26 protein-coding genes and 1 tRNA gene are annotated in these 19,384 nt (G+C 67.2%); 3 read left to right on the forward strand and 24 right to left on the reverse strand.

The window, feature by feature from the left end; all coding sequences use genetic code 11:
* Positions 1-138 precede the first annotated feature (138 nt).
* The gene (locus H0U68_RS15600) at positions 139-744 is read left to right on the forward strand and encodes a hypothetical protein (protein WP_296357188.1); all 606 of its coding nucleotides are present in this window, start codon (positions 139-141) and stop codon (positions 742-744) included.
* 61 nt (positions 745-805) lie between these two features.
* On the opposite strand, the gene H0U68_RS15605 is transcribed toward H0U68_RS15600, so the two are convergent.
* From H0U68_RS15605 to glpK, 20 genes are all read right to left on the reverse strand, one after another.
* Positions 806-882: transfer RNA gene (locus H0U68_RS15605), tRNA-Met, on the reverse strand.
* 19 nt (positions 883-901) lie between these two features.
* The gene (rplQ, locus tag H0U68_RS15610; RefSeq protein WP_296357190.1) at positions 902-1,306 is read right to left on the reverse strand and encodes a 50S ribosomal protein L17; all 405 of its coding nucleotides are present in this window, start codon (positions 1,304-1,306) and stop codon (positions 902-904) included.
* 79 nt (positions 1,307-1,385) lie between these two features.
* On the reverse strand, positions 1,386-2,375 hold the full coding sequence (rpoA, locus tag H0U68_RS15615; RefSeq protein WP_296357192.1) for a DNA-directed RNA polymerase subunit alpha: 990 nt from the start codon (positions 2,373-2,375) through the stop codon (positions 1,386-1,388).
* Between the two features lie 131 nt (positions 2,376-2,506).
* Complete coding sequence (rpsD, locus tag H0U68_RS15620; RefSeq protein WP_296357194.1) at positions 2,507-3,130, reverse strand: 30S ribosomal protein S4; 624 nt, start codon at positions 3,128-3,130, stop codon at positions 2,507-2,509.
* A gap of 123 nt (positions 3,131-3,253) precedes the next feature.
* Positions 3,254-3,658 carry a 30S ribosomal protein S11 gene (rpsK, locus tag H0U68_RS15625; protein ID WP_296357197.1) on the reverse strand — a complete coding sequence of 135 codons (405 nt, stop codon included), beginning with the start codon at positions 3,656-3,658 and terminating at the stop codon, positions 3,254-3,256.
* 19 nt (positions 3,659-3,677) lie between these two features.
* Positions 3,678-4,043 (reverse strand): 30S ribosomal protein S13, encoded by a 366-nt coding sequence (gene rpsM, locus H0U68_RS15630; RefSeq protein ID WP_013902953.1) that lies wholly within the window; start codon positions 4,041-4,043, stop codon positions 3,678-3,680.
* 20 nt (positions 4,044-4,063) lie between these two features.
* Entirely contained in the window at positions 4,064-4,177 is a 114-nt protein-coding gene (gene rpmJ, locus H0U68_RS15635) for a 50S ribosomal protein L36 (protein ID WP_011481465.1), read from the reverse strand.
* A gap of 63 nt (positions 4,178-4,240) precedes the next feature.
* Positions 4,241-5,560 (reverse strand): preprotein translocase subunit SecY, encoded by a 1,320-nt coding sequence (secY, locus tag H0U68_RS15640; RefSeq protein WP_296357205.1) that lies wholly within the window; start codon positions 5,558-5,560, stop codon positions 4,241-4,243.
* A gap of 23 nt (positions 5,561-5,583) precedes the next feature.
* Positions 5,584-6,027, reverse strand: a complete 444-nt coding sequence (gene rplO / locus H0U68_RS15645; protein ID WP_296357207.1) for a 50S ribosomal protein L15 — start codon at positions 6,025-6,027, stop codon at positions 5,584-5,586.
* Position 6,028: 1 nt separating this feature from the next.
* On the reverse strand, positions 6,029-6,220 hold the full coding sequence (gene rpmD, locus H0U68_RS15650; RefSeq protein ID WP_296357209.1) for a 50S ribosomal protein L30: 192 nt from the start codon (positions 6,218-6,220) through the stop codon (positions 6,029-6,031).
* Between the two features lie 11 nt (positions 6,221-6,231).
* A complete protein-coding gene (gene rpsE / locus H0U68_RS15655; protein ID WP_296357211.1) occupies positions 6,232-6,753 on the reverse strand; it encodes a 30S ribosomal protein S5 in 522 nt (173 codons plus the stop codon).
* Between the two features lie 16 nt (positions 6,754-6,769).
* Positions 6,770-7,135: a 50S ribosomal protein L18 gene (gene rplR, locus H0U68_RS15660; protein ID WP_296357242.1), complete on the reverse strand. Its 366-nt coding sequence runs from the start codon at positions 7,133-7,135 to the stop codon at positions 6,770-6,772.
* Between the two features lie 11 nt (positions 7,136-7,146).
* Positions 7,147-7,680 carry a 50S ribosomal protein L6 gene (gene rplF, locus H0U68_RS15665; RefSeq protein ID WP_296357212.1) on the reverse strand — a complete coding sequence of 178 codons (534 nt, stop codon included), beginning with the start codon at positions 7,678-7,680 and terminating at the stop codon, positions 7,147-7,149.
* Positions 7,681-7,697: 17 nt separating this feature from the next.
* A complete protein-coding gene (gene rpsH, locus H0U68_RS15670) occupies positions 7,698-8,093 on the reverse strand; it encodes a 30S ribosomal protein S8 (RefSeq protein ID WP_296357214.1) in 396 nt (131 codons plus the stop codon).
* 18 nt (positions 8,094-8,111) lie between these two features.
* Positions 8,112-8,417 (reverse strand): 30S ribosomal protein S14, encoded by a 306-nt coding sequence (gene rpsN, locus H0U68_RS15675; RefSeq protein ID WP_296357216.1) that lies wholly within the window; start codon positions 8,415-8,417, stop codon positions 8,112-8,114.
* Positions 8,418-8,426: 9 nt separating this feature from the next.
* On the reverse strand, positions 8,427-8,966 hold the full coding sequence (gene rplE / locus H0U68_RS15680; protein ID WP_296357218.1) for a 50S ribosomal protein L5: 540 nt from the start codon (positions 8,964-8,966) through the stop codon (positions 8,427-8,429).
* Between the two features lie 2 nt (positions 8,967-8,968).
* Complete coding sequence (rplX, locus tag H0U68_RS15685; protein WP_296357221.1) at positions 8,969-9,283, reverse strand: 50S ribosomal protein L24; 315 nt, start codon at positions 9,281-9,283, stop codon at positions 8,969-8,971.
* A 9-nt stretch (positions 9,284-9,292) separates the two neighbouring features.
* Positions 9,293-9,661 carry a 50S ribosomal protein L14 gene (gene rplN / locus H0U68_RS15690; protein ID WP_169417103.1) on the reverse strand — a complete coding sequence of 123 codons (369 nt, stop codon included), beginning with the start codon at positions 9,659-9,661 and terminating at the stop codon, positions 9,293-9,295.
* Positions 9,662-9,846: 185 nt separating this feature from the next.
* Positions 9,847-11,457: a glycerol-3-phosphate dehydrogenase/oxidase gene (locus tag H0U68_RS15695; protein WP_296357225.1), complete on the reverse strand. Its 1,611-nt coding sequence runs from the start codon at positions 11,455-11,457 to the stop codon at positions 9,847-9,849.
* Positions 11,457-13,004, reverse strand: a complete 1,548-nt coding sequence (gene glpK / locus H0U68_RS15700; RefSeq protein ID WP_296357228.1) for a glycerol kinase GlpK — start codon at positions 13,002-13,004, stop codon at positions 11,457-11,459. Before glpK ends, H0U68_RS15695 begins: the two co-directional genes overlap by 1 nt.
* A 50-nt stretch (positions 13,005-13,054) precedes the next feature.
* Here glpK and H0U68_RS15705 point away from each other — a divergent pair, with 50 nt between their 5' ends.
* Both H0U68_RS15705 and proC read left to right on the forward strand, forming a co-directional pair.
* Positions 13,055-14,188, forward strand: a complete 1,134-nt coding sequence (locus H0U68_RS15705) for an esterase-like activity of phytase family protein (protein ID WP_296357230.1) — start codon at positions 13,055-13,057, stop codon at positions 14,186-14,188.
* Between the two features lie 5 nt (positions 14,189-14,193).
* Complete coding sequence (gene proC / locus H0U68_RS15710; protein ID WP_296357232.1) at positions 14,194-15,024, forward strand: pyrroline-5-carboxylate reductase; 831 nt, start codon at positions 14,194-14,196, stop codon at positions 15,022-15,024.
* Between the two features lie 18 nt (positions 15,025-15,042).
* On the opposite strand, the gene ubiA is transcribed toward proC, so the two are convergent.
* The 4 genes from ubiA to recG all read right to left on the reverse strand — a co-directional run.
* A complete protein-coding gene (gene ubiA, locus H0U68_RS15715; protein WP_296357233.1) occupies positions 15,043-15,900 on the reverse strand; it encodes a 4-hydroxybenzoate octaprenyltransferase in 858 nt (285 codons plus the stop codon).
* An 11-nt stretch (positions 15,901-15,911) separates the two neighbouring features.
* Entirely contained in the window at positions 15,912-16,835 is a 924-nt protein-coding gene (locus H0U68_RS15720; RefSeq protein WP_296357235.1) for a Dyp-type peroxidase, read from the reverse strand.
* 46 nt (positions 16,836-16,881) lie between these two features.
* Positions 16,882-17,835 (reverse strand): LysR substrate-binding domain-containing protein, encoded by a 954-nt coding sequence (locus H0U68_RS15725; RefSeq protein ID WP_296357237.1) that lies wholly within the window; start codon positions 17,833-17,835, stop codon positions 16,882-16,884.
* Between the two features lie 7 nt (positions 17,836-17,842).
* Positions 17,843-19,384, reverse strand: a 1,542-nt coding sequence (gene recG, locus H0U68_RS15730) for an ATP-dependent DNA helicase RecG (protein WP_296357240.1), incomplete at its 5' end; no start/stop codon positions are given.

Consider the following 19,384-nt stretch of genomic DNA (forward strand, 5'->3'; position numbering starts at 1 on the left):
GCCGGATACAGCAGCTCACTTCCAGTACATCGGCCGGAAAAGCGAATTGTTTAGCGCGAGGGAAGGAATCGCGCGAACCGGCCTAAACCGTGCCGGAAAGCGGCCGATATACTGAATTGAACACAGAGGAGTTTTGCGATGTCCCACGAAATGCCCGCTACGGGCTCCGGCGCGGAGGATCCGCGCACCTTGCTTGACATGGGCATTGCCGCGAGCATGGCCGACCGGCCCGCCCAGGCGCTGGCGCTGTTCGCGCAGGCTGCGGCTGCCGCGCCTACGTGGGCGCTGCCGCACTTCCTGCTTGGATCTGAATACGCGGCGCAAAGCGACATCGGGAATGCGGAGGCGGCACTGGCCAACGCCGTGCTGCTCGACCCCGAACTGCACATCGCGCGCTACCAGCTCGGCCTGCTGCAGTTCAGCTCCGGACGCGCCGCGGCAGCCCTGGTGACCTGGCAGCCGCTCTCCGCGCTAGAGGGTTTGCAGGGCCTGCCGGCGTTCGTGCGGGGCTTCGCCGCGATGGCGCAAGACGACTTCGCCGGCGCGAAGCAGCACTTCCACGCGGGCCTGGCGCAAGCCGATATCAATGCCGCGGTGGCGGGCGACATCCGCAAAGTGCTGGCCGACGTGGAAGCCTTGCGCGTCCCCGGCGTCGCGTCCGCACCTGCGCCCGTACAACCAGCGGAAATCAGCTCCACTGCCCACGTGCTTGTGTCGGCCTACGACAAGTACAAGCTGCACTGAAAGCGCGCGCTTTCGCGCGCACAAAGCAAAACGCCCTCTCGAATGAGAGGGCGTTTTAATTTGGTTGCGCGGGCAAGATTTGAACTTGCGACCTTTGGGTTATGAGCCCAACGAGCTACCAGGCTGCTCCACCGCGCGTCAGAAGGGAAATTATAAGTTATTCAGAGGCTTCTTGCTCGCCGCCCGCGGTGTTTTCCGCAGTCTCGGGGCGATCGACAAGCTCCACCAGTGCCATCGGCGCGTTGTCGCCGACGCGAAAGCCCATCTTCAGGATGCGCGTGTAGCCGCCCGGGCGCGTCTGGTAGCGCGGGCCCAGCACATTGAACAGCTTGGTCACGCTGTCGCGGCTGCGCAGGCGGTCGAATGCCAGGCGCCGGTTGGCAAGCGTGGGCTCCTTGGCCAGAGTGATCATGGGTTCGACCACGCGGCGCAGTTCCTTGGCCTTGGGCACAGTGGTCTTGATGACCTCGTGCTCGATGAGCGAGTTCATCATGTTGCGCAGCATCGCGAGGCGGTGCTCACTGGTGCGGTTGAGTTTGCGAAGTCCGTGTCCGTGACGCATGGTGTGTTCCTTTCTATTGCTTGCAGCCGTATCAGGTACTGCAAGGTCAAGGCTGCGAAGCAGCCCCGTTGTCGTCTACCTACCGTTTGTCGAGGCCGGCGGGCGGCCAGCTCTCGAGCTTCATGCCAAGGGTCAGGCCGCGCGAGGCGAGCACTTCCTTGATTTCGTTGAGCGACTTGCGGCCCAGGTTCGGAGTCTTCAGCAGCTCGTTCTCGGTGCGCTGGATCAGGTCACCGATGTAATAGATGTTCTCCGCCTTCAGGCAGTTGGCCGAGCGCACGGTGAGCTCGAGCTCGTCGACCGGGCGCAGCAGGATCGGGTCGAACTGCTGCGAGCTGCGCTGCACCGGCGCGTCGAACGCGGCCAGTTCGCTGCCTTCCAGCTGCGCGAACACGGCCAGCTGCTCCACCAGGATCTTGGCCGAGGCACGCACCGCGTCTTCGGCCGTGATCGCGCCGTTGGTCTCGATCTCCATCACCAGCTTGTCGAGGTCGGTGCGCTGCTCCACACGGGCGCTTTCGACCGTGTAGCTCACGCGCCGCACCGGCGAGAACGACGCGTCCAGCACGATGCGGCCGATCGACTTGGTGGGCTCGTCGCCGTAGCGGCGCATCGTGCCCGGCACGTAGCCGCGGCCCTTTTCCACCTTGATCTGCATGTCGATCTTGCCGCCTTGCGACAGATTGGCGATCACATGGTCCGGGTTGACGATCTCGACGTCGTGCGGCGTCTGGATGTCGGCGGCCGTGACGATGCCGTCTCCGTCCTTGCGCAGCGACAGGGTGACCTCATCGCGGTTGTGCAGCTTGAACACAACGCCCTTCAGATTCAGCAGGATGCCCACGACGTCTTCCTGCACGCCGTCGATCGACGAATACTCGTGCAGCACGCCGGCAATGGTCACTTCGGTGGCCGCATACCCAACCATCGACGACAGCAGCACCCGGCGCAGCGCGTTGCCCAGCGTATGGCCATAACCCCGCTCGAACGGCTCCAGGGTCACCTTGGCGCGGTTCGTGCCAAGCTGCTCGACGTTGATGGACTTGGGTTTCAGCAAATTGGTCTGCATGCAGGACTTCCTCTCAATACCCCCGGCTCGTTACACCGGTAAGGCTGGTGGAGTGCCCGAAGGGATGCCTCCCCAGCGGGAACGAAAAATTCACAAGGACGAGACTGCGCGGCAGCCTCGTGATCCTCTGTTTAGCGCGAATACAGTTCGACGATCAGCGATTCGTTGATGTCGGCGCCGAATTCGTCGCGGTCCGGCACCTTCTTGAAGGTGCCTTCGGCCTTGTCGGCGTTGACTTCCACCCAGCCCGGCATGCCGACCTGCTGGGCCAGCTGCAGCGCTTCGACCACGCGGTTCTGCTTCTTGGACTTGTCGCGCACGGCTACAACGTCGCCGGCCTTGACCAGGTACGACGGGATGTTGACTGGCTTGCCGTTGACCGTCATCGCCTTGTGGCTGACCAGCTGGCGCGCTTCGGCGCGCGTGGAGCCGAAGCCCATGCGGTAGACCACATTGTCCAGGCGCGATTCCAGCAGCAGCAGCAGGTTGGTGCCGGTGTTGCCCTTGCGGCTCTCGGCTTGCTCGAAGTAGCGGCGGAATTGCTTTTCCAGGATGCCGTACATCCGCTTGACCTTCTGCTTCTCGCGCAGCTGGATGCCGTAGTCGGAAGTGCGCTGGCCCGAAGTGCGGCCGTGCTGGCCGGGCTTGGAGTCGAACTTCGACTTGTCGCTGATCGAGCGGCGGGCGCTCTTCAGGAACAGGTCAGTGCCTTCACGGCGGGAGAGTTTGGCCTTGGGGCCGAGATAACGTGCCACGTGTCTTTCCTTGAATCATCTGCCCCGGCCTGTTGCCGGGGGAGCCGGCAGCGCTTGCGCCGCCGGCGGTGGGCTTGAGAAACAGAGAAAACGGACTGCCTTGGGCAGCCGTGTCCTTCTGGTTTAGATACGGCGGCGCTTTTGCGGGCGGCAGCCGTTGTGCGGGACCGGCGTCACGTCGGAGATCGACGTGATGCGGATGCCCAGCGCGCCCAGGGCGCGCACCGACGACTCGCGACCGGGGCCGGGGCCCTTGATCTCGACGTCGAGGTTCTTGATGCCCTGCTCCATCGCCGCGCGGCCGGCCACTTCCGACGCCACCTGGGCGGCGAACGGCGTGGACTTGCGCGAGCCCTTGAAGCCCTGGCCGCCCGAAGACGCCCAGCTCAGCGCGTTGCCCTGGCGGTCGGTGATGGTGATGATCGTGTTGTTGAAGGACGCATGCACGTGGCAGATGCCATCGGACACGTTCTTGCGAACCTTCTTGCGCACACGTTGCGCTGCATTGCTGGCGGGAGCCTTTGCCATGTCTTAACTCTCTTCCCGTTTATTTCTTCAGGGCCTGAGCGGCCTTGCGCGGGCCCTTGCGGGTGCGTGCGTTGGTGCGGGTGCGCTGGCCGCGCATCGGCAGGCCGCGGCGATGGCGGAAGCCCCGGTAGCACCCGATGTCCATCAAACGCTTGATGTTCATCGTGGTCTCGCGGCGCAGGTCGCCCTCGATCGTGAACTGGGCGATCTGGTCGCGGATCTTTTCGAGATCGGCGTCCGAGAGGTCCTTGACCTTCTTCGAGTAGGCAATGCCGCAGGCTTCGCAGATCTTGCGAGCGCGCGTGCGGCCGATGCCGAAGATCGCCGTCAGGCCGATCTCGGCGTGTTGGTGCGGCGGAATGTTGATGCCAGCGATACGTGCCATGTTCGTCCTCTAAAACTTGCTCAGCCCTGGCGCTGCTTGTGACGCGGATCGGTACAGATGACGCGCACGACGCCCTTGCGGCGGATGATCTTGCAGTTGCGGCAGATCTTCTTGACGGAAGCCGAAACTCTCATTTGCTTTCTCCTAATTCCTTTGCGCTATGCGCGATCTGGCGCCTCGACGGCATCGTGATCCGGTCAGCCATTCAGCGAAGTCTTGAAATTCGCCTTCTTCAGCAGGGATTCGTACTGCTGGCTCATCAAATAGTTCTGCACCTGGGCCATGAAGTCCATGGTGACCACCACGATGATCAGCAGCGACGTTCCACCGAAGTAGAACGGCACGTTGTATTTCAGGATCAGGAACTCCGGCAGCAGGCAGACGAAGGTGATGTACACCGCGCCCGCCAGCGTGAGGCGAACCAGGATCTTGTCGATGTAGCGCGCCGTCTGTTCACCCGGACGGATGCCCGGCACGAAGGCGCCGCTCTTCTTCAGGTTGTCGGCGGTCTCGCGGCTGTTGAACACCAGTGCCGTGTAGAAGAAGCAGAAGAACACGATGGCGCTTGCGTACAGCAGCACGTAGATCGGCTGTCCCGGGGTCAGCGTGCCGGCGATGTCCTTGAGCCAGCGCATGCCGTCGCCCGTGGAGAACCAGCTCACCACCGTGGTGGGCAGCAGGATGATCGACGAGGCGAAGATCGGCGGAATCACGCCGGCCATATTCAGCTTCAGCGGCAGGTGCGACGACTGGCCACCATAGACCTTGTTGCCGACCTGCCGGCGCGCGTAGTTCACCAGGATCTTGCGCTGCCCGCGTTCCACGAACACCACGAACCAGGTCACCAGGCCCACCAGCGCCACGATCAGGATCGCCACGAAGATGCTCATGGCCCCGGTGCGCACCAGCTCCAGCAGTCCACCGATCGCGTTGGGCAGCCCTGCGGCGATGCCGGCGAAGATCAGGATCGAGATGCCGTTGCCCAGGCCGCGTTCGGTGATCTGCTCGCCCAGCCACATCAGGAACATGGTGCCGGCCGTCAGGCTCACCGCCGCCGTCAGGCGGAAGGCGAACCCCGGTGTGATCACCAGGCCGGCCGAGCCTTCCAGTGCCAGCGCGATGCCCAGCGACTGGAAAATGGCCAGGCCCAGCGTGCCGTAGCGCGTGTACTGCGTGATCTTGCGGCGGCCCGCTTCGCCCTCTTTCTTCAGCTGCTCGAACGTCGGCAGGACGTAGGTGAGCAGCTGCATGATGATCGAGGCCGAGATGTACGGCATGATGCCCAGCGCGAACACTGTGAAGCGCGACAGCGCCCCGCCCGAGAACATGTTGAACAGGCTCAGGATGCCGCCCTGCTGGCCCTTGAAGAGCTGCGCCAGCTGGTCCGGATTGATGCCGGGCACCGGAATGTGCGCGCCCACGCGGTACACCACCAGCGCAAGCAGCAGGAAGACCAGCCGGCGACGCAGGTCGCCGAACTTGCCGGTCTTCGCGATCTGGGCTGCGTTAGTGGCCACGGATACCGTTCCTCACGCCGCTTTCAGCCCAGGCTGCCGCCGGCCGCTTCGATCGCGGCCTTGGCACCTGCGGTCGCGCCGATGCCGTTCAGCTTCACGGCCTTGGTCAGCTCGCCCGACTTGATGATCTTCACGTTGCGCACGATCTGCCCCACCAGCTTGGCGCTCTTGAGCGCCAGCAGGTCGACTTCGGTCGCATTCGTCGCGATCACCAGTTTGTCCAGTTGGCCCAGCGTCACTTCGCCGTTGAACTTCAGGTTCTGCGACTTGAAGCCCCGCTTGGGCAGGCGGCGCTGCAGCGGCATCTGGCCGCCTTCGAAACCGACCTTGTGGTAGCCGCCGGCGCGGGACTTCTGTCCCTTGTGGCCACGGCCCGCAGTCTTGCCCAGGCCGGAACCGATGCCGCGGCCGACGCGGCGCCGTGCCTTGTTCGCGCCCTCGGCGGGCTTGATGGTATTGAGTTGCATGTCAGAGCACCTTCACCAGGTAGTCGACCTTGTTGATCATGCCGCGCACTGCGGGCGTGTCCTGCAGTTCACTGACCGAGTTCACCTTGCGCAGGCCCAGGCCGCGCACCGTCGCGCGATGCGACTCCTTGGTGCCGATCGGGCTGCGCACCAGCTGAACCTTGACGGTCTTGGTGGTTTGTTCGTTCGCCATTTGCGTATTCCTTAAGCGGCGAAGATGTCTTCGACCGACTTGCCGCGCTTGGCCGCCACTGCCGACGGCGTCGTGGAGTTGCGCAGCGCGTCGAAGGTGGCACGGACCATGTTGTAGGGATTGCTCGACCCGTGGCTCTTGGCCACGATGTCGGTGATGCCCATCACCTCGAACACGGCGCGCATCGGGCCGCCGGCGATGATGCCGGTGCCCTTGGGGGCCGGCGCCATCATCACGCGGGCAGCACCGTGCTGGCCGAACACGTGGTGGTGCAGCGTGCCGTTCTTCAGCGACACCTTGGTCATGTTGCGGCGCGCTTCTTCCATCGCCTTCTGCACGGCGGCGGGTACTTCCTTGGACTTGCCCTTGCCCATGCCGACGCGGCCGTCACCGTCGCCAACCACGGTGAGCGCGGCGAAACCGAGAATCCGGCCGCCCTTGACCACCTTGGTGACGCGGTTCACCGCGATCATCTTTTCCTTCAGGCCGTCTTCCGGACCGTCGCCCTGCCTGTTCGCTTGAATCTTTGCCATTTCGGGTTCCGTTCCGTTAGAACTGCAAGCCGGCTTCGCGCGCGGCTTCGGCCAGCGCCTTAACGCGGCCGTGGTAGGCGAAGCCAGCGCGGTCGAAAGCGACCTTCTCGACGCCGGCGGCCTTGGCCTTCTCGGCGATGCGCTTGCCGATCATCACGGCGGCAGCGGCATTGCCACCCTTGCCGGCGGCGCCCAGCTCCTTGCGCACGTCGGCTTCCGCCGTCGAGGCGCTGGCCAGGACCTTGGCGCCGTCGCCGGAGATCACAGCCGCGTAGATGTGCAGGTTGGTGCGGTTCACCATCAGGCGCGCCGTGCCTTGCGTGGCGATGCGAATGCGCGTCTGGCGCGAGCGGCGCAGGCGCTGCTCTTTTTTGGTCAACATCGTCATGCTCCTTACTTCTTCTTGGTCTCTTTGATCGTGATCTTTTCGTCCGAGTAGCGGATGCCCTTGCCCTTGTAGGGCTCCGGCGGACGAACGGCACGAATCTCGGCGGCCAATTGGCCCACGCGCTGGCGGTCGGCGCCCTTCACCAGGATTTCGGTGGGAAGAGGCGTCTCGAACTTGATGCCCGCGGGCATTTCGATGTTCACGGGGTGCGAGTAGCCGACTGTCAGGTTCAGCTTGTTGCCCTGGACGGCGGCCTTGTAGCCCACGCCCACCAGGTTCAACTTCTTCTCGAAGCCCTTGGTCACGCCCTGCACCATGTTGTTCACCAGCTGGCGCATGGTGCCGCTCATGGCGTTGGCTTCGCGTGATTCGTTGGCGGGCAGGAAGGTCAGCTTGCCGTCTTCGTTGCTCACCTTGACCAGCGCGTTGGCGGGCTGCAGCAATGTGCCGCCGGCGCCCTTGACGCTGATCTGGTCATCCTTGATCTGCACATCCACGCCTTGCGGGATGGCGACAGGCATTTTTCCGACTCGGGACATTTCTCTTTACCTCCGCGTCAGGCCACGTAGCACAGGACTTCGCCACCGACACCGGTCGCGCGCGCCTTGCGATCGGTCATCACACCCTGGGGCGTGGTGACGATCGCCACGCCCAGGCCGTTCATGACCTGGGGAATGGCGTCATGGCCCTTGTACACGCGCAGGCCAGGACGGCTCACGCGCTCGATGCGCTCGATCACCGGGCGGCCGGCGTAGTATTTCAGGGCGATTTCGAGTTCGCTCTTGCCGCCTTCGGACTTCACCTGGAAGCCGTCGATGTAACCCTCGTCCTTCAGGACCTGGGCAATGGCCACCTTCACTTTGGAAGACGGAACCGACACTGTGGCCTTGGCCACCATCTGCGCATTGCGAATGCGCGTCAGCAGGTCGGCGATGGGATCACTCATGCTCATATCTGTGTCTCCTCGCGCTTACCAGCTGGCCTTGGTGATGCCAGGGATGTTGCCGCTGAACGCCATTTCGCGGATCTTGCTGCGTGCCAGACCGAACTGGCGGAACGTGCCACGCGGGCGGCCGGTGATCTCGCAGCGGTTGCGCTGGCGCGTGGGGTTCGCGTTGCGCGGCAGCTTCTGCAGAGCGAAGCGCGCGACTTCGCGCTCTTCCGGGCTCTTCTTGGCATCGGTAGCGATCGCCTTCAGTTCCGCGTGTTTCTTCGCGAACTTGGCGACTAGCTTGTCACGCTTGTTTTCGCGCTCGATCAAAGCAGTTTTAGCCACGATGCACCTTCAGTTCTTGAACGGGAAACGGAAGCCCGCGAGCAGGGCCTTGGCCTCCTCGTCGGTCTTGGCCGTGGTGGTGATGCTGATGTTCAGGCCGCGCAGCGCATCGACCTTGTCGTACTCGATCTCGGGGAAGATGATCTGTTCCTTCACGCCGATGTTGTAGTTGCCGCGGCCGTCGAACGCGCGGCCGGAGACACCGCGGAAGTCGCGCACGCGGGGCAGCGCCACGGTGACGAAGCGGTCCAGGAATTCGTACATGCGCTGGCCGCGCAGCGTGACCATGCAGCCGATGGCCTGGCCTTCGCGGATCTTGAAGCCGGCGATGGCCTTCTTGGCCTTGGTGACCACCGGCTTCTGGCCGGCAATCTTGGTCAGGTCGGCGACGGCGTTGTCCATCACCTTCTTGTCCGCCACTGCCTCGCTCACGCCCATGTTCAGCGTGATCTTGGTGATGCGCGGAACCTGCATCGGCGACTTGTAGCCGAACTTCTCGATCAGCTGCGGGGCGACCTTGTCGCGGTAGATGTCTTGCAGACGGGTCATGGTCAGGCCTTGATTTCTTCGCCGCTGGATTTGAAGATGCGCACGCGCTTGTCTTCCAGCTGCTTGATGCCGACCCGGTCGGCCTTGCCCGTTGCCGGGTTGAAGATCGCCACGTTGGACTGGTGGATCGGCATGGATTTCTCCACGATGCCGCCGGTCGCGCCCTTCATGGGGTTGGGCTTGGTGTGCTTCTTCACCATGTTGATGCCTTCCACCAGCAGGTGGTCGGCGTCCTTGCGAAGCGCAACCTTGCCGCGCTTGCCCTTGTCTTTGCCGGCCAGCACGATGACCTCGTCGCCCTTGCGAATCTTTTCCATGGCCAGTCCTTACAGAACTTCGGGCGCCAGCGACACGATCTTCATGAACTTCTCGGTGCGCAGCTCGCGCGTGACCGGTCCGAAGATGCGGGTGCCGATGGGCTCCAGCTTGTTGTTGAGGAGGACGGCCGCATTGCCGTCGAACTTAATGAGCGAGCCGTCGCCGCGACGGATGCCCTTGGCGGTACGCACCACCACTGCGCTGTAGATCTCGCCCTTCTTGACGCGACCCCGCGGAGCGGCTTCCTTGATGCTCACCTTGATGATGTCACCGACACTGGCGTAGCGCCGCTTGGAGCCGCCCAGCACCTTGATGCACAGGACGGACTTCGCGCCCGTGTTGTCGGCGACTTCGAGCCGAGATTCAGTCTGGATCATTTGTCTGTTAGTCCAACTTGTCCCGAAAGCACCCTGGGGAACAATTCCGCAGGACATTCGAGCCAGTCTTGGTCCCGCCGTCCGCCGCGAAGCCGTGAGCCCCGCAACTTCCGTTTGGGAAGAGCCCGCCCGTGAAAAGGCGAGCCCGCGATCATAACGGATTCCCGTCAGTTGTCAAACGCTGTTCAGGCGGGCAATTCCAGATAGCTGCGCGCAAGCTGGGCAAATGCCTCTACCTGCGGGTCCACGCCGTTCTCTTCCCGCAGCAGAGCCCCGACTTCCGCGGCTAGCGCCCCGGCCAGTCTGGCGTCCAGGAACAGCAGGCGCGAACGGCGCGCCAGCACGTCTTCCGCCGTCCGGGCGTACTCGTTGCGCGCGGCAAAGCGGACCATGGCTTCGGTGAGGCCGCCGCCCAGCTGCCGCCGGGCACCGGGCAAGCCATCCAACAGCGCGGCTTCGCTGCCATAGAGATGCGCGCCCGGCGCCGCGCTGATCGCGACATTGGCGCGCGCCCCGCCGGCAGGTCCCGCGCCGACCAGAAGCAAGTTGGCAGTCACTCCCGCCGCAGCTCTCGCCAGCAGGCCGGCCTCGAAGCATTTTTCCAGCACGTCCTCGGCGATCGCCCGGTAGGTCGTCCATTTGCCGCCGGTCACCGTAACCAGACTGCCGCGGCTGACCAGCACCGTGTGCTCGCGGCTCAGCCCCTTGGTCTGCTCGCCCGCATCGCCAACGGGCTTCACCAGCGGCCGCAGGCCGACCCAGATGCTGCGGAGGTCGCCCACCCCTGGCGCCTTGGCCAGGTAGTGCGCCGACTCGCGCAGGATGAAGTCCAGTTCCTCCCGGAACGGCCTCGGCTCGCGCGGCAGGTCGCTGCGCGGCGTGTCGGTGGTGCCGAGGATCACCTTGCCCAGCCACGGCACGCCGAACAGCACCCGGCCGTCGGCCGTCTTGGGCACCATCAGCGCGTGGTCGCTGTCCAGGAAGTGCCGATCCACCACCACGTGTACGCCCTGGCTGGGCGCCACCATGGGTTTGACGGGCCGGCCCGTGGCCTCGCCGTCCTGCGCGCGCAGCGCATCGACCCACACACCGGCGGCATTCACCACGCAGCGCGCGCGAAGCGTAAATTCACGCCCGGTTTCGGCGTCCTTGCATTGCAGGCCCGCCACCTTCCCACCTTCGTGGACCAGCCCGGTCACGCCGCAGTAGTTCACCAGCAGCGCGCCCTCACGCGCCGCGGTGCGGGCCAGCGCCAGGCGCGCGTCGTCGAACTGGCCATCCCAGTACTTCACGCCGCCCTTGAGCCCTTCGGCGCGCGCCGCCGGCAGGCAGCCCAGCACCTCGTTGCGGCTGAGGAATTCCGTGGCGCCCAGGCCGGCGCGGCCGGCAAGCGCGTCGTACATCTTGAGCCCGACGCCGTAGAACGGCGTTTCCCAGAACTTGTACGACGGCATCACGAAGGCCAGCGGCTGCGCCAGGTGCGGCGCGTTGCGCAGCAGGGTGGCGCGCTCGTGCAGCGCTTCGCGTACCAGGCCAATGTCGCCCTGCGCCAGGTAGCGCACGCCGCCGTGTACCAGCTTGGTTGCGCGCGACGACGTGCCCTTGGCGAAATCGTGCGACTCCAGCAGCACCACGCTGAAGCCGCGCGCCGCCGCGTCCAGCGCCACGCCCAGCCCGGTGGCGCCGCCACCGACCACGGCGATGTCCCATGTGCGTGCCTCGCCCAGCCGGGTCAGCAATTCGGCGCGGCGCGTCGGCAGCGGTTGCGCGTCGCGTGCTGTGGCTTCAGCGTGCATCAAGTCCGCGCCCAGCCTTTCGCGCGTTCCACCGCTTCGCGCCAGCGCGCCAGCTTGGCCCTGCGTTCCTGCTCGGCCAGGCGCGGCTCGAAGCGGCGCTCGACCTGCCACTGCGCGGAGATCTCGCCGGCGTCCTTCCAGAATCCGGTCGCCAGCCCGGCCAGGTAGGCCGCGCCCAGTGCCGTGGTTTCCGTGACGCGCGGCCGCACCACCGGCACGCCCAGCACGTCGGCCTGCATCTGCATCAGCAGGTCGTTGCGGCAGGCGCCGCCGTCCACCCGCAGCTCACGCAGCGGAATGCGCGCGTCGCGCGACATGGCGCCGAACACGTCGGCGCTCTGCAGCGCGATGGCTTCCAGCGCGGCGCGCGCGATGTGGGCGCGCGTGGTGCCGCGCGTCATGCCCACCAGGGTGCCGCGCGCATAGCCGTCCCAGTCCGGCGTGCCCAGGCCGGCAAAGGCGGGCACCAGGTAGACGTCGCCGGTGTCCTCCACCTGCGCGGCCAGCGACTCCACTTCGGCCGCCGAGCCGATGATCTGCAGCCCGTCGCGCAGCCACTGCACCGTGGCGCCCGCCATGAACACGCTGCCTTCCAACGCGTAACACGCGTTGGAAGGCAGCTGAGCTGCCTGGCTGTGCCCGCCCCCACCCGCACCCCCCCCCTCACGGGGGAGGGCTCTTGGTCCTTCCCATGCAATGGTCGTCAGCAGCTTGTTGCGACTGAATACCGGCCTGGCGCCGGTATTCATCAGCATGAAGCAGCCGGTGCCGTAGGTGTTCTTGGCCATGCCGGGCGCGAAGCAGGCCTGGCCGAAGGTGGCGGCCTGCTGGTCGCCTGCCATGCCGGCGATCGGGATCGCCTTGTCGAACAGCGAGGCATTGGTTTCGGCCAGCACGCCGCTGGAGGGCACCACGCGCGGCAGCACGGCGCGCGGAATGCGCAGCAGCGCCAGCAGCTCGTCGTCCCAGTCCTGGGTATGCAGGTTGAACAGCAGCGTGCGCGAGGCGTTGCTGGCGTCGGTGGCATGCACGCGCCCGCCGGTGAGGTTCCACACCAGCCACGCGTCCACGGTGCCGAAGGCCAGCTCGCCGGCTTCGGCCCGCGCCCGCGCGCCGGGCACGTGGTCCAGCAGCCACTCGAGCTTGGTGCCGGAGAAGTAGGAGTCGATGACCAACCCGGTCTTCTTCTGGATCAGCGCCGCCTTGCCCTGCGCGCGCAGCGCGTCGCAGCGCTCCGCCGTGCGGCGGTCCTGCCAGACGATGGCGTTGGCCACCGGCTGGCCGGTGGCGCGGTCCCACAGCACGGTGGTCTCGCGCTGGTTGGTGATGCCCAGCGCGACCACTTCGCCCTGGGCCTGCGCCAGCGCTTCCAGCGCCACAGCGTGCTGCGTGGCCCAGATTTCGCGCGCGTCGTGCTCGACCCAGCCGGGCTGCGGGAAGATCTGGCGGAATTCGCGCTGCGCCAGCGCGGCGACGCGCCCTTCGGCGTCGAACAGGATGGCGCGGGAACTGGTCGTGCCCTGGTCCAGCGCGAGAACGTATTTCATGGGCCATCAGCGTACCTCAAGCAAGCAGGCAAGGACTAGACTCGCCGCCCATGCATTCACTCTTGCTGACCCGCCGCACCCTGCTGCGCGCGGGCGTTGCCGGCGCGGCGGCTTGTGTTGCCGCGTGCGCCGTCCCCTCTCTCGGCACCGCGCCGCCACGGCTGCGGCGCATCGGCGAGGCCACGCTGGCGCACCGGCTGAAGTTCCAGGACACGGTGGTCGGCGGCCTGTCGGCGCTGGACCACGACCCGGCGCGCGGCAGCTGGGTCGCGCTCAGCGACGACCGCTCCGAGCTCGGCCCGGCGCGCTTCTACACGCTGTCGATCGGCATCGGCCCAGACGCGCTTGCGGTGCAGCTGCGTGGCGTGCATCTGCTGCGCCAGGCCGACGGCAGCACCTATCCCGCCCGGCACCAGGGCGGCGACGTGCCCGACCCCGAAGGCATGCGCCTGCTGCCGTCGGGCAACCTGCTGTGGTCCAGCGAGGGCGACATCGCCCGCGGCCTGTCGCCGGCGCTGCGCGAGATCCAGGCGGACGGCAGCCACGTGCGCGACTTCGCGCTGCCGCCGATGCTGCGTGCCCGCCCCGCCGCGGACAAGAGCGGGCCGCGCAACAACCTGGCACTCGAAGGACTCGCACTCACGCCCGACGGCAGGGGCGCCTGGGCCGCGATGGAAAACGCGCTGCAGCAGGACGGCCCGATCCCGACGGCGGAAGCGCCCGGAGGCCCGTGCCGCATCACGCTGTTCGACGTGGCCGGCGGCACGCCGCTGCGGCAGCTCGCCTATGTGCCCGACGCGATTCCGGCACGTGCGATTCCGCCGGGCGCCTTCGCCGACAACGGCGTCAGCGAGATCCTCATGGCCGACGCCGACCGCATGCTGGTGCTGGAGCGCGCCTTCATGATGGGGCGCGGCTTCTCGCTGCGGCTCTACCAGGTCGACGTGCGCGAGGGCAGCGACACGCTGGCCGTGCCGCAGCTCGCGCCCGGCAACCACCGGCCCGCGCCCAAGACGCTGCTGGCCGACTTCGCGCAGCTCGGGCTCGCGCGCCTGGACAATCTGGAAGGCATGTGCTGGGGCCCGCCCGGCGCCGGCGGCGCGCGCACCCTGGTGTTCGTGAGCGACGACAATTTCAACCCGCTGCAGGTCACGCAATTCGTCGCCTGCGAATTCCTGGAGTGACGGACATGGCATACGCAGACGACAAGCACGGCATCGCCTTCATCGGCGGCGGCAACATGGCCAGCGCCATCATCGGCGGGCTGCTGCGCCAGGGCGTGGCGCCCGGCGACATCGCGGTGGTCGAGCCGTTCGCGCCGGCGCGCGAGCGCCTGCACAGCGACTTCGGCCTGGCGCCGGTGGAGGCGCCCGGCCCGGAACTCGCGCGCGCGGGGCTGGTGGTCTGGGCGGTCAAGCCGCAGACCTTCCGCGCCGCCGCCCTGCAGGCCAGGCCGCACGTGGCGCAGGCGCTGCACCTGAGCGTGGCCGCGGGCATCCGCAGCGACAGCATCGTGGCCTGGCTGGGCACCGAGCGCATCGTGCGCACCATGCCCAACACGCCGGCCCTGGTCGGCAAGGGCATGACGGGGCTGTATGCACGCGCCGGCGTCAGTGCCGAAGACCGCGCGCGCGCCGAGGCCGTGGTCGCCACCACCGGCGAATTCCTGTGGGTGGCGGGCGAAAGCGACCTCGACACCGTCACCGCCGTGTCCGGGTCCGGCCCGGCCTACGTGTTCTTCTTCCTGGAAGCCATGACCCAGGCCGGCGTGGAAATGGGCCTGCCGCGCGAGCAGGCCTACCAGCTGGCGGTGGGCACTTTTGTTGGCGCGTCCGAGCTGGCGCGTGCCTCGCAGGAGCCGCCCGAGCTGCTGCGCGAGCGGGTCACTTCCAAGGGCGGCACCACCTACGCTGCCATCACCTCGATGGAGCGGGACAACGTGAAGGCGCTGTTCGTCAAGGCCATGCATGCGTCCCACCGGCGCGCGCAGGAACTGGGCGACGAGTTCGGCAAGAGCTGACGCTGCGCCGGCTGTCCGCTACCGCAGCGCATAGCCGGCCACGATGCCGGCGAACAGGGCAAAGCCGACCCAGTGGTTCAGGCGAAAGGCCTTGAAGCAGCCTTCGCGCGTGCGCTTGCGGATCAGGGTGAAATGCCACGCGGCCTGCGCGGCTGCAGCAGCCATCGCCAGGGCCAGTACCGCGGCCGGAATGCGCCCGGCCAGCACCGCGCCCCAGACCGCCAGATAGACGCCGTAGCAGGCCATCACCACCGCCACGTCGGCGCGGCCGAGCGTGATGGCCGAGGTTTTCATGCCGATTCTCAGGTCGTCGTCGCGGTCGACCATGGCGTATTCGGTGTCGTAGGCCAGCACCCAGAACAGGTTGCCCAGCAGCAGCACCCAGGCCAGCAGCGGCACCTCGGACCGCACGGCGGCGAACGCCATCGGAATGCCGAAGCTGAAGGCGACGCCCAGCACCGCCTGCGGCATCGACACATGGCGCTTGGCATAGGGATAGGCCAGCGCGATCGCCAGCGCCGCGAACGACCAGGCGATGGCCGCGCGGCTGGTGGTCAGCACCAGCGCGAAGGCGACGAGCGCGAGCACCGCGCCGAGCACCAATGCCTCCTTCACCGACACGCAGCCGGCCGTCACCGGCCGCTGCGCGGTGCGCTTCACGTGCCGGTCGAACTCGCGGTCGGCCACGTCGTTGACGCAGCAGCCGGCGCTGCGCATGAGGACGGTGCCGAGGGTGAACACCGCCAGCAGGTGCCAGCCCGGAAAGCCGTCCGCCGCAATCCACAGCGCGCCGAGCGTCGGCCACAGCAGCAGCAGCCAGCCGGCGGGCCGGTTCCAGCGGATCAGGTCGAGGTAGAGCGCCAGCTTGCCGTCCATCGGCACGTCCTTCAGCAGCCCAGCTGGCGCAGGTCGAGCCGGCCGTCCTGCATCGGCGGGCACCAGAAACAGGCGCCGTTGACCGGCCTGGAGATGCGAAACATGGCATCGACCACACCGTCGTCGTGGCCGGCCATGCGGCGCATCTGCGCCTCGAAGGCGTCCAGCGACCTGCCGAAGGCGACGAACAGCAAACCGGCCTCCATGCCCGTCATCCAGGGCATGGAGCGGCGCAGCATGAAGGCCGGGGGCTCGAAGCTTTCCTGCGCCGTGCGCTTGACGTGCGCCCACTCGGGCGAGTCGTCCAGCTCCTCGTTGGTCTTGCGGTCGCGGCCAAAGTGCTGGTTGGCCTCGTCGTCGCCCAGCGCCTCGAAGGCGTCCAGGTCGTGCACCCACTGCTGCACGGCCACGAAGCTGGAACCATCCAGGCCGGGCCCCAGGCCCTGCGCGAACGCGGCTTGCTCGGCCGCTTCGCCGGTCGGGTTCTCGGTGCCGTCCTCGTAGCCGGTCAGGTCGCGGCCGTGGCCGCTGTCGCCCAGCGCGTGGCGGAACGCATCCACCACGTGGCGCACGGTGAACACCGGCGCCAGCGCCTTCTGCACCTTGCGCGTCAGGTGCAGCAGCTCGCCCAGGTCGTCGCCGCGCACCCAGCACCAGATGGTGCCGGGCGTGGATGGAACCTTCACGTACTGGCTGGAGAAGTCGGGAAGCTCGTGCAGGCCGGGCACCTCGGCGCCGAGCGCGGCGGCGAGTGTGGGGCCGATGCCGAGCACCACGTCGCTGCCGTTGACCAGCGGCGACAGGCGCCCCAGCGCATCCTTGATGGCCTGGGCATCGGCACCTCGATGGGCGCCCTGGTCAGCGATGGAGAAGAACACATAGCGTGCCACCGCGGGCACGCCGTCGATGATTCCGGGTTGGGCGGGCAGGGTCATGGCGCCATCTTAGGGGCGGTCGAAAGCCCATGTCACGACAGCCGCATCACGACAGCCGCTTCACTCCCGGCAGTTCGCAGGCGTAGATGGAATTGCGCAGCGCGGCGATGGCCTCGTAGCGGGTGAAGCTGCGCCGCCAGGCCAGCACCACGCGGCGGCTGGGCGGGTCGCCGTCGAACGGGATGTACTTGACGAAGCTCTCGTCGTCGTTGCGCCGCCGCGGCTTGGCCAGCAGCGCGCCCTTGGGCACCGACAGGCGCGGCACCAGGGTCACGCCCATGCCGGCGGCCACCATGTGCTTGATGGTTTCCAGCGACGAGCCTTCGAAGCTCTTGCGGATGCCTTCGGCATCGCTGGAAAAGCGCGCGAATTCGGGGCAGACCTCCAGCACGTGGTCGCGAAAGCAGTGGCCGGTGCCCAGCAGCAGCATGGTCTCCGTCTTGAGCTCCTCGGCGGTGATGGTCTTGTGGGCCGCGAACGCATGGGTGCTCGGCACGGCCGCGAGGAATGGCTCGTCGTACAGTGGCGCGATCGCCAGGCCGGTGTCGGGAAACGGCTCGGCCATGATGGCGCAGTCGATCTCTCCGGTGCGCAGCATCTCCAGCAGCCGCACGGTGAAGTTCTCCTGCAGCATCAGCGGCATTTGCGGCGTGCGCTCGATGGCCTGGCGCACCAGGTCGGGCAGCAGGTAGGGGCCGATGGTGTAGATCACGCCCAGCTTCAGCGGGCCGGCCAGCGGGTCCTTGCCGCGCTTGGCGATCTCCTTGATGGCCGCCGCCTGCTCCAGCACGCTTTGCGCCTGCCGCACGATCTCCTCGCCCAGCGGCGTCACCGACACCTCGTTGGCGCTGCGCTCGAACAGCTTGACCTCCAGCTCGTCTTCCAGCTTCTTGATCGCCACCGACAGGGTCGGCTGCGAGACGAAGCAGGCCTCGGCCGCATGGCCGAAATGCTTTTCGCGCGCGACGGCCACGATGTATTTGAGTTCTGTCAGCGTCATTGCCGGATCAAGCCTTGAGGTATTCGGATTTTCCACCCAGCCAGCGCGCCACGTGCCGCTCGGCGAGCTCAGGATAACGGTCGAGCATCTGCGGCGCCAGTGCGCGGGCCCATTCCAGCCATCGCGTGTCGGTCAGCAGGTCGGCGAAGCGCAGCATCGGCGCGCCCGACTGCCGCGCGCCCAGGAATTCGCCCGGCCCGCGGATATCCAGGTCGCGCCGGGCGATCTCGAAGCCGTCGGTGGTCTCCGCCATGGCTTTCAGGCGGGCGCGCGCCGTCTCGCCCACCCGGCCGCTCTGCCCCGTGGCGTAGAGCAGGATGCAGGCCGATGCCGCGGCGCCGCGGCCGACGCGGCCGCGCAGCTGGTGCAGCTGCGACAGGCCGAAGCGCTCGGCATGCTCGATCACCATCAGCGAGGCATTCGGCACGTCGACGCCGACCTCGATCACGGTGGTGGACACCAGCACGCCCATCTGGCCGTCGGTGAAGAGCGCCATCACCGCCTTCTTCTCCTGCGGCGGCATGCGCGAATGCAGCAGGCCGACCATCACGCCCGGCAGCACCTCCGCCAGCGCCTGGTGGGTGGCGGTGGCGTTGGTCAGGTCCAGCGCCTCGCTCTCCTCGATCAAGGGGCAGACCCAGTACACCTGCCGGCCGGCCGCCACCTGCGACCGGATGCGCTCGACCACCTGCTCGCGGCGGCTGTCGGCGATCAGCTTGGTGACCACCGGCGTGCGGCCGGGCGGCAATTCGTCGACGGTGGAGACGTCCAGGTCGGCGTAGTAGCTCATCGCAAGCGTGCGCGGGATCGGCGTGGCCGACATCATCAGCATGTGCGGTTCGTGCCCGTGCGCCGCCATCTTCGCGCGCAATGCCAGGCGCTGCTGCACGCCGAAGCGGTGCTGCTCGTCGATGACCGCCAGCGCCAGGTTCCTGAACTGCACCTGGTCCTGGATCACCGCGTGCGTGCCGACCACCAGCGCCGCCTCTCCGCTGCCCACCAGCGCCACCATCTGCGTGCGTTCCTTCTTGCGCTGGCTGCCGGTGAGCCACGCCACGCGCAGGCCGCGCGGCGCCAGCAGCGGCTCCAGCCAGCCGATCAGCTTGCGGAAATGCTGCTCGGCCAGGATCTCGGTCGGCGCCATCAGCGCGCACTGCCAGCCGGCGTCGATGGCGATGGTCGCCGCCAGCGCCGCCACCACCGTCTTGCCGGAGCCCACGTCGCCCTGCAGCAGCCGGTGCATGGGCACGGGGCGGCCCAGGTCATGGGCGATCTCTTCGCAGACGCGGTGCTGGGCCCGCGTCAGCAGGAACGGCAACGCGGCCAGCAGCTGCTCGTGCAGGCCGGCCGGCTTGGCCATGAGCGCGGGGGCCAACAGCCGCGCATGCTCGCGCCGGCTTTCCAGTTGCGACAGCTGCTGCGCGAGCAGCTCCTCGGCCTTCAGGCGCTGCCAGGCCGGATGCGCGCGGTCTTCCAGCGCGGCGAGTGCCGCGTCGGGCGGCGGCTGGTGAAGGAACTGCAGCGCGTCGCGCAGGCGCCAGATGGCGCC

The sequence above is a fragment of the Ramlibacter sp. genome, from assembly GCF_013697775.1.
Taxonomy (GTDB): Bacteria; Pseudomonadota; Gammaproteobacteria; order Burkholderiales; family Burkholderiaceae_C; genus Ramlibacter.

Coding starts and splice junctions, on each gene's coding strand:
- H0U68_RS15600 (WP_296357188.1), top strand. CDS start 139: ATGTCCCACGAAATGCCCGCTACGGGCTCCGGCGCGGAGGATCCGCGC.
- rplQ (WP_296357190.1), bottom strand. CDS start 1,306: ATGCGTCACGGACACGGACTTCGCAAACTCAACCGCACCAGTGAGCAC.
- rpoA (WP_296357192.1), bottom strand. CDS start 2,375: ATGCAGACCAATTTGCTGAAACCCAAGTCCATCAACGTCGAGCAGCTT.
- rpsK (WP_296357197.1), bottom strand. CDS start 3,658: ATGGCAAAGGCTCCCGCCAGCAATGCAGCGCAACGTGTGCGCAAGAAG.
- rpsM (WP_013902953.1), bottom strand. CDS start 4,043: ATGGCACGTATCGCTGGCATCAACATTCCGCCGCACCAACACGCCGAG.
- rpmJ (WP_011481465.1), bottom strand. CDS start 4,177: ATGAGAGTTTCGGCTTCCGTCAAGAAGATCTGCCGCAACTGCAAGATC.
- rplO (WP_296357207.1), bottom strand. CDS start 6,027: ATGCAACTCAATACCATCAAGCCCGCCGAGGGCGCGAACAAGGCACGG.
- rpmD (WP_296357209.1), bottom strand. CDS start 6,220: ATGGCGAACGAACAAACCACCAAGACCGTCAAGGTTCAGCTGGTGCGC.
- rpsE (WP_296357211.1), bottom strand. CDS start 6,753: ATGGCAAAGATTCAAGCGAACAGGCAGGGCGACGGTCCGGAAGACGGC.
- rplR (WP_296357242.1), bottom strand. CDS start 7,135: ATGTTGACCAAAAAAGAGCAGCGCCTGCGCCGCTCGCGCCAGACGCGC.
- rplF (WP_296357212.1), bottom strand. CDS start 7,680: ATGTCCCGAGTCGGAAAAATGCCTGTCGCCATCCCGCAAGGCGTGGAT.
- rpsH (WP_296357214.1), bottom strand. CDS start 8,093: ATGAGCATGAGTGATCCCATCGCCGACCTGCTGACGCGCATTCGCAAT.
- rplE (WP_296357218.1), bottom strand. CDS start 8,966: ATGACCCGTCTGCAAGACATCTACCGCGACAAGGTCGCCCCGCAGCTG.
- rplX (WP_296357221.1), bottom strand. CDS start 9,283: ATGGAAAAGATTCGCAAGGGCGACGAGGTCATCGTGCTGGCCGGCAAA.
- rplN (WP_169417103.1), bottom strand. CDS start 9,661: ATGATCCAGACTGAATCTCGGCTCGAAGTCGCCGACAACACGGGCGCG.
- H0U68_RS15695 (WP_296357225.1), bottom strand. CDS start 11,457: ATGCACGCTGAAGCCACAGCACGCGACGCGCAACCGCTGCCGACGCGC.
- glpK (WP_296357228.1), bottom strand. CDS start 13,004: ATGAAATACGTTCTCGCGCTGGACCAGGGCACGACCAGTTCCCGCGCC.
- H0U68_RS15705 (WP_296357230.1), top strand. CDS start 13,055: ATGCATTCACTCTTGCTGACCCGCCGCACCCTGCTGCGCGCGGGCGTT.
- proC (WP_296357232.1), top strand. CDS start 14,194: ATGGCATACGCAGACGACAAGCACGGCATCGCCTTCATCGGCGGCGGC.
- ubiA (WP_296357233.1), bottom strand. CDS start 15,900: ATGGACGGCAAGCTGGCGCTCTACCTCGACCTGATCCGCTGGAACCGG.
- H0U68_RS15720 (WP_296357235.1), bottom strand. CDS start 16,835: ATGACCCTGCCCGCCCAACCCGGAATCATCGACGGCGTGCCCGCGGTG.
- H0U68_RS15725 (WP_296357237.1), bottom strand. CDS start 17,835: ATGACGCTGACAGAACTCAAATACATCGTGGCCGTCGCGCGCGAAAAG.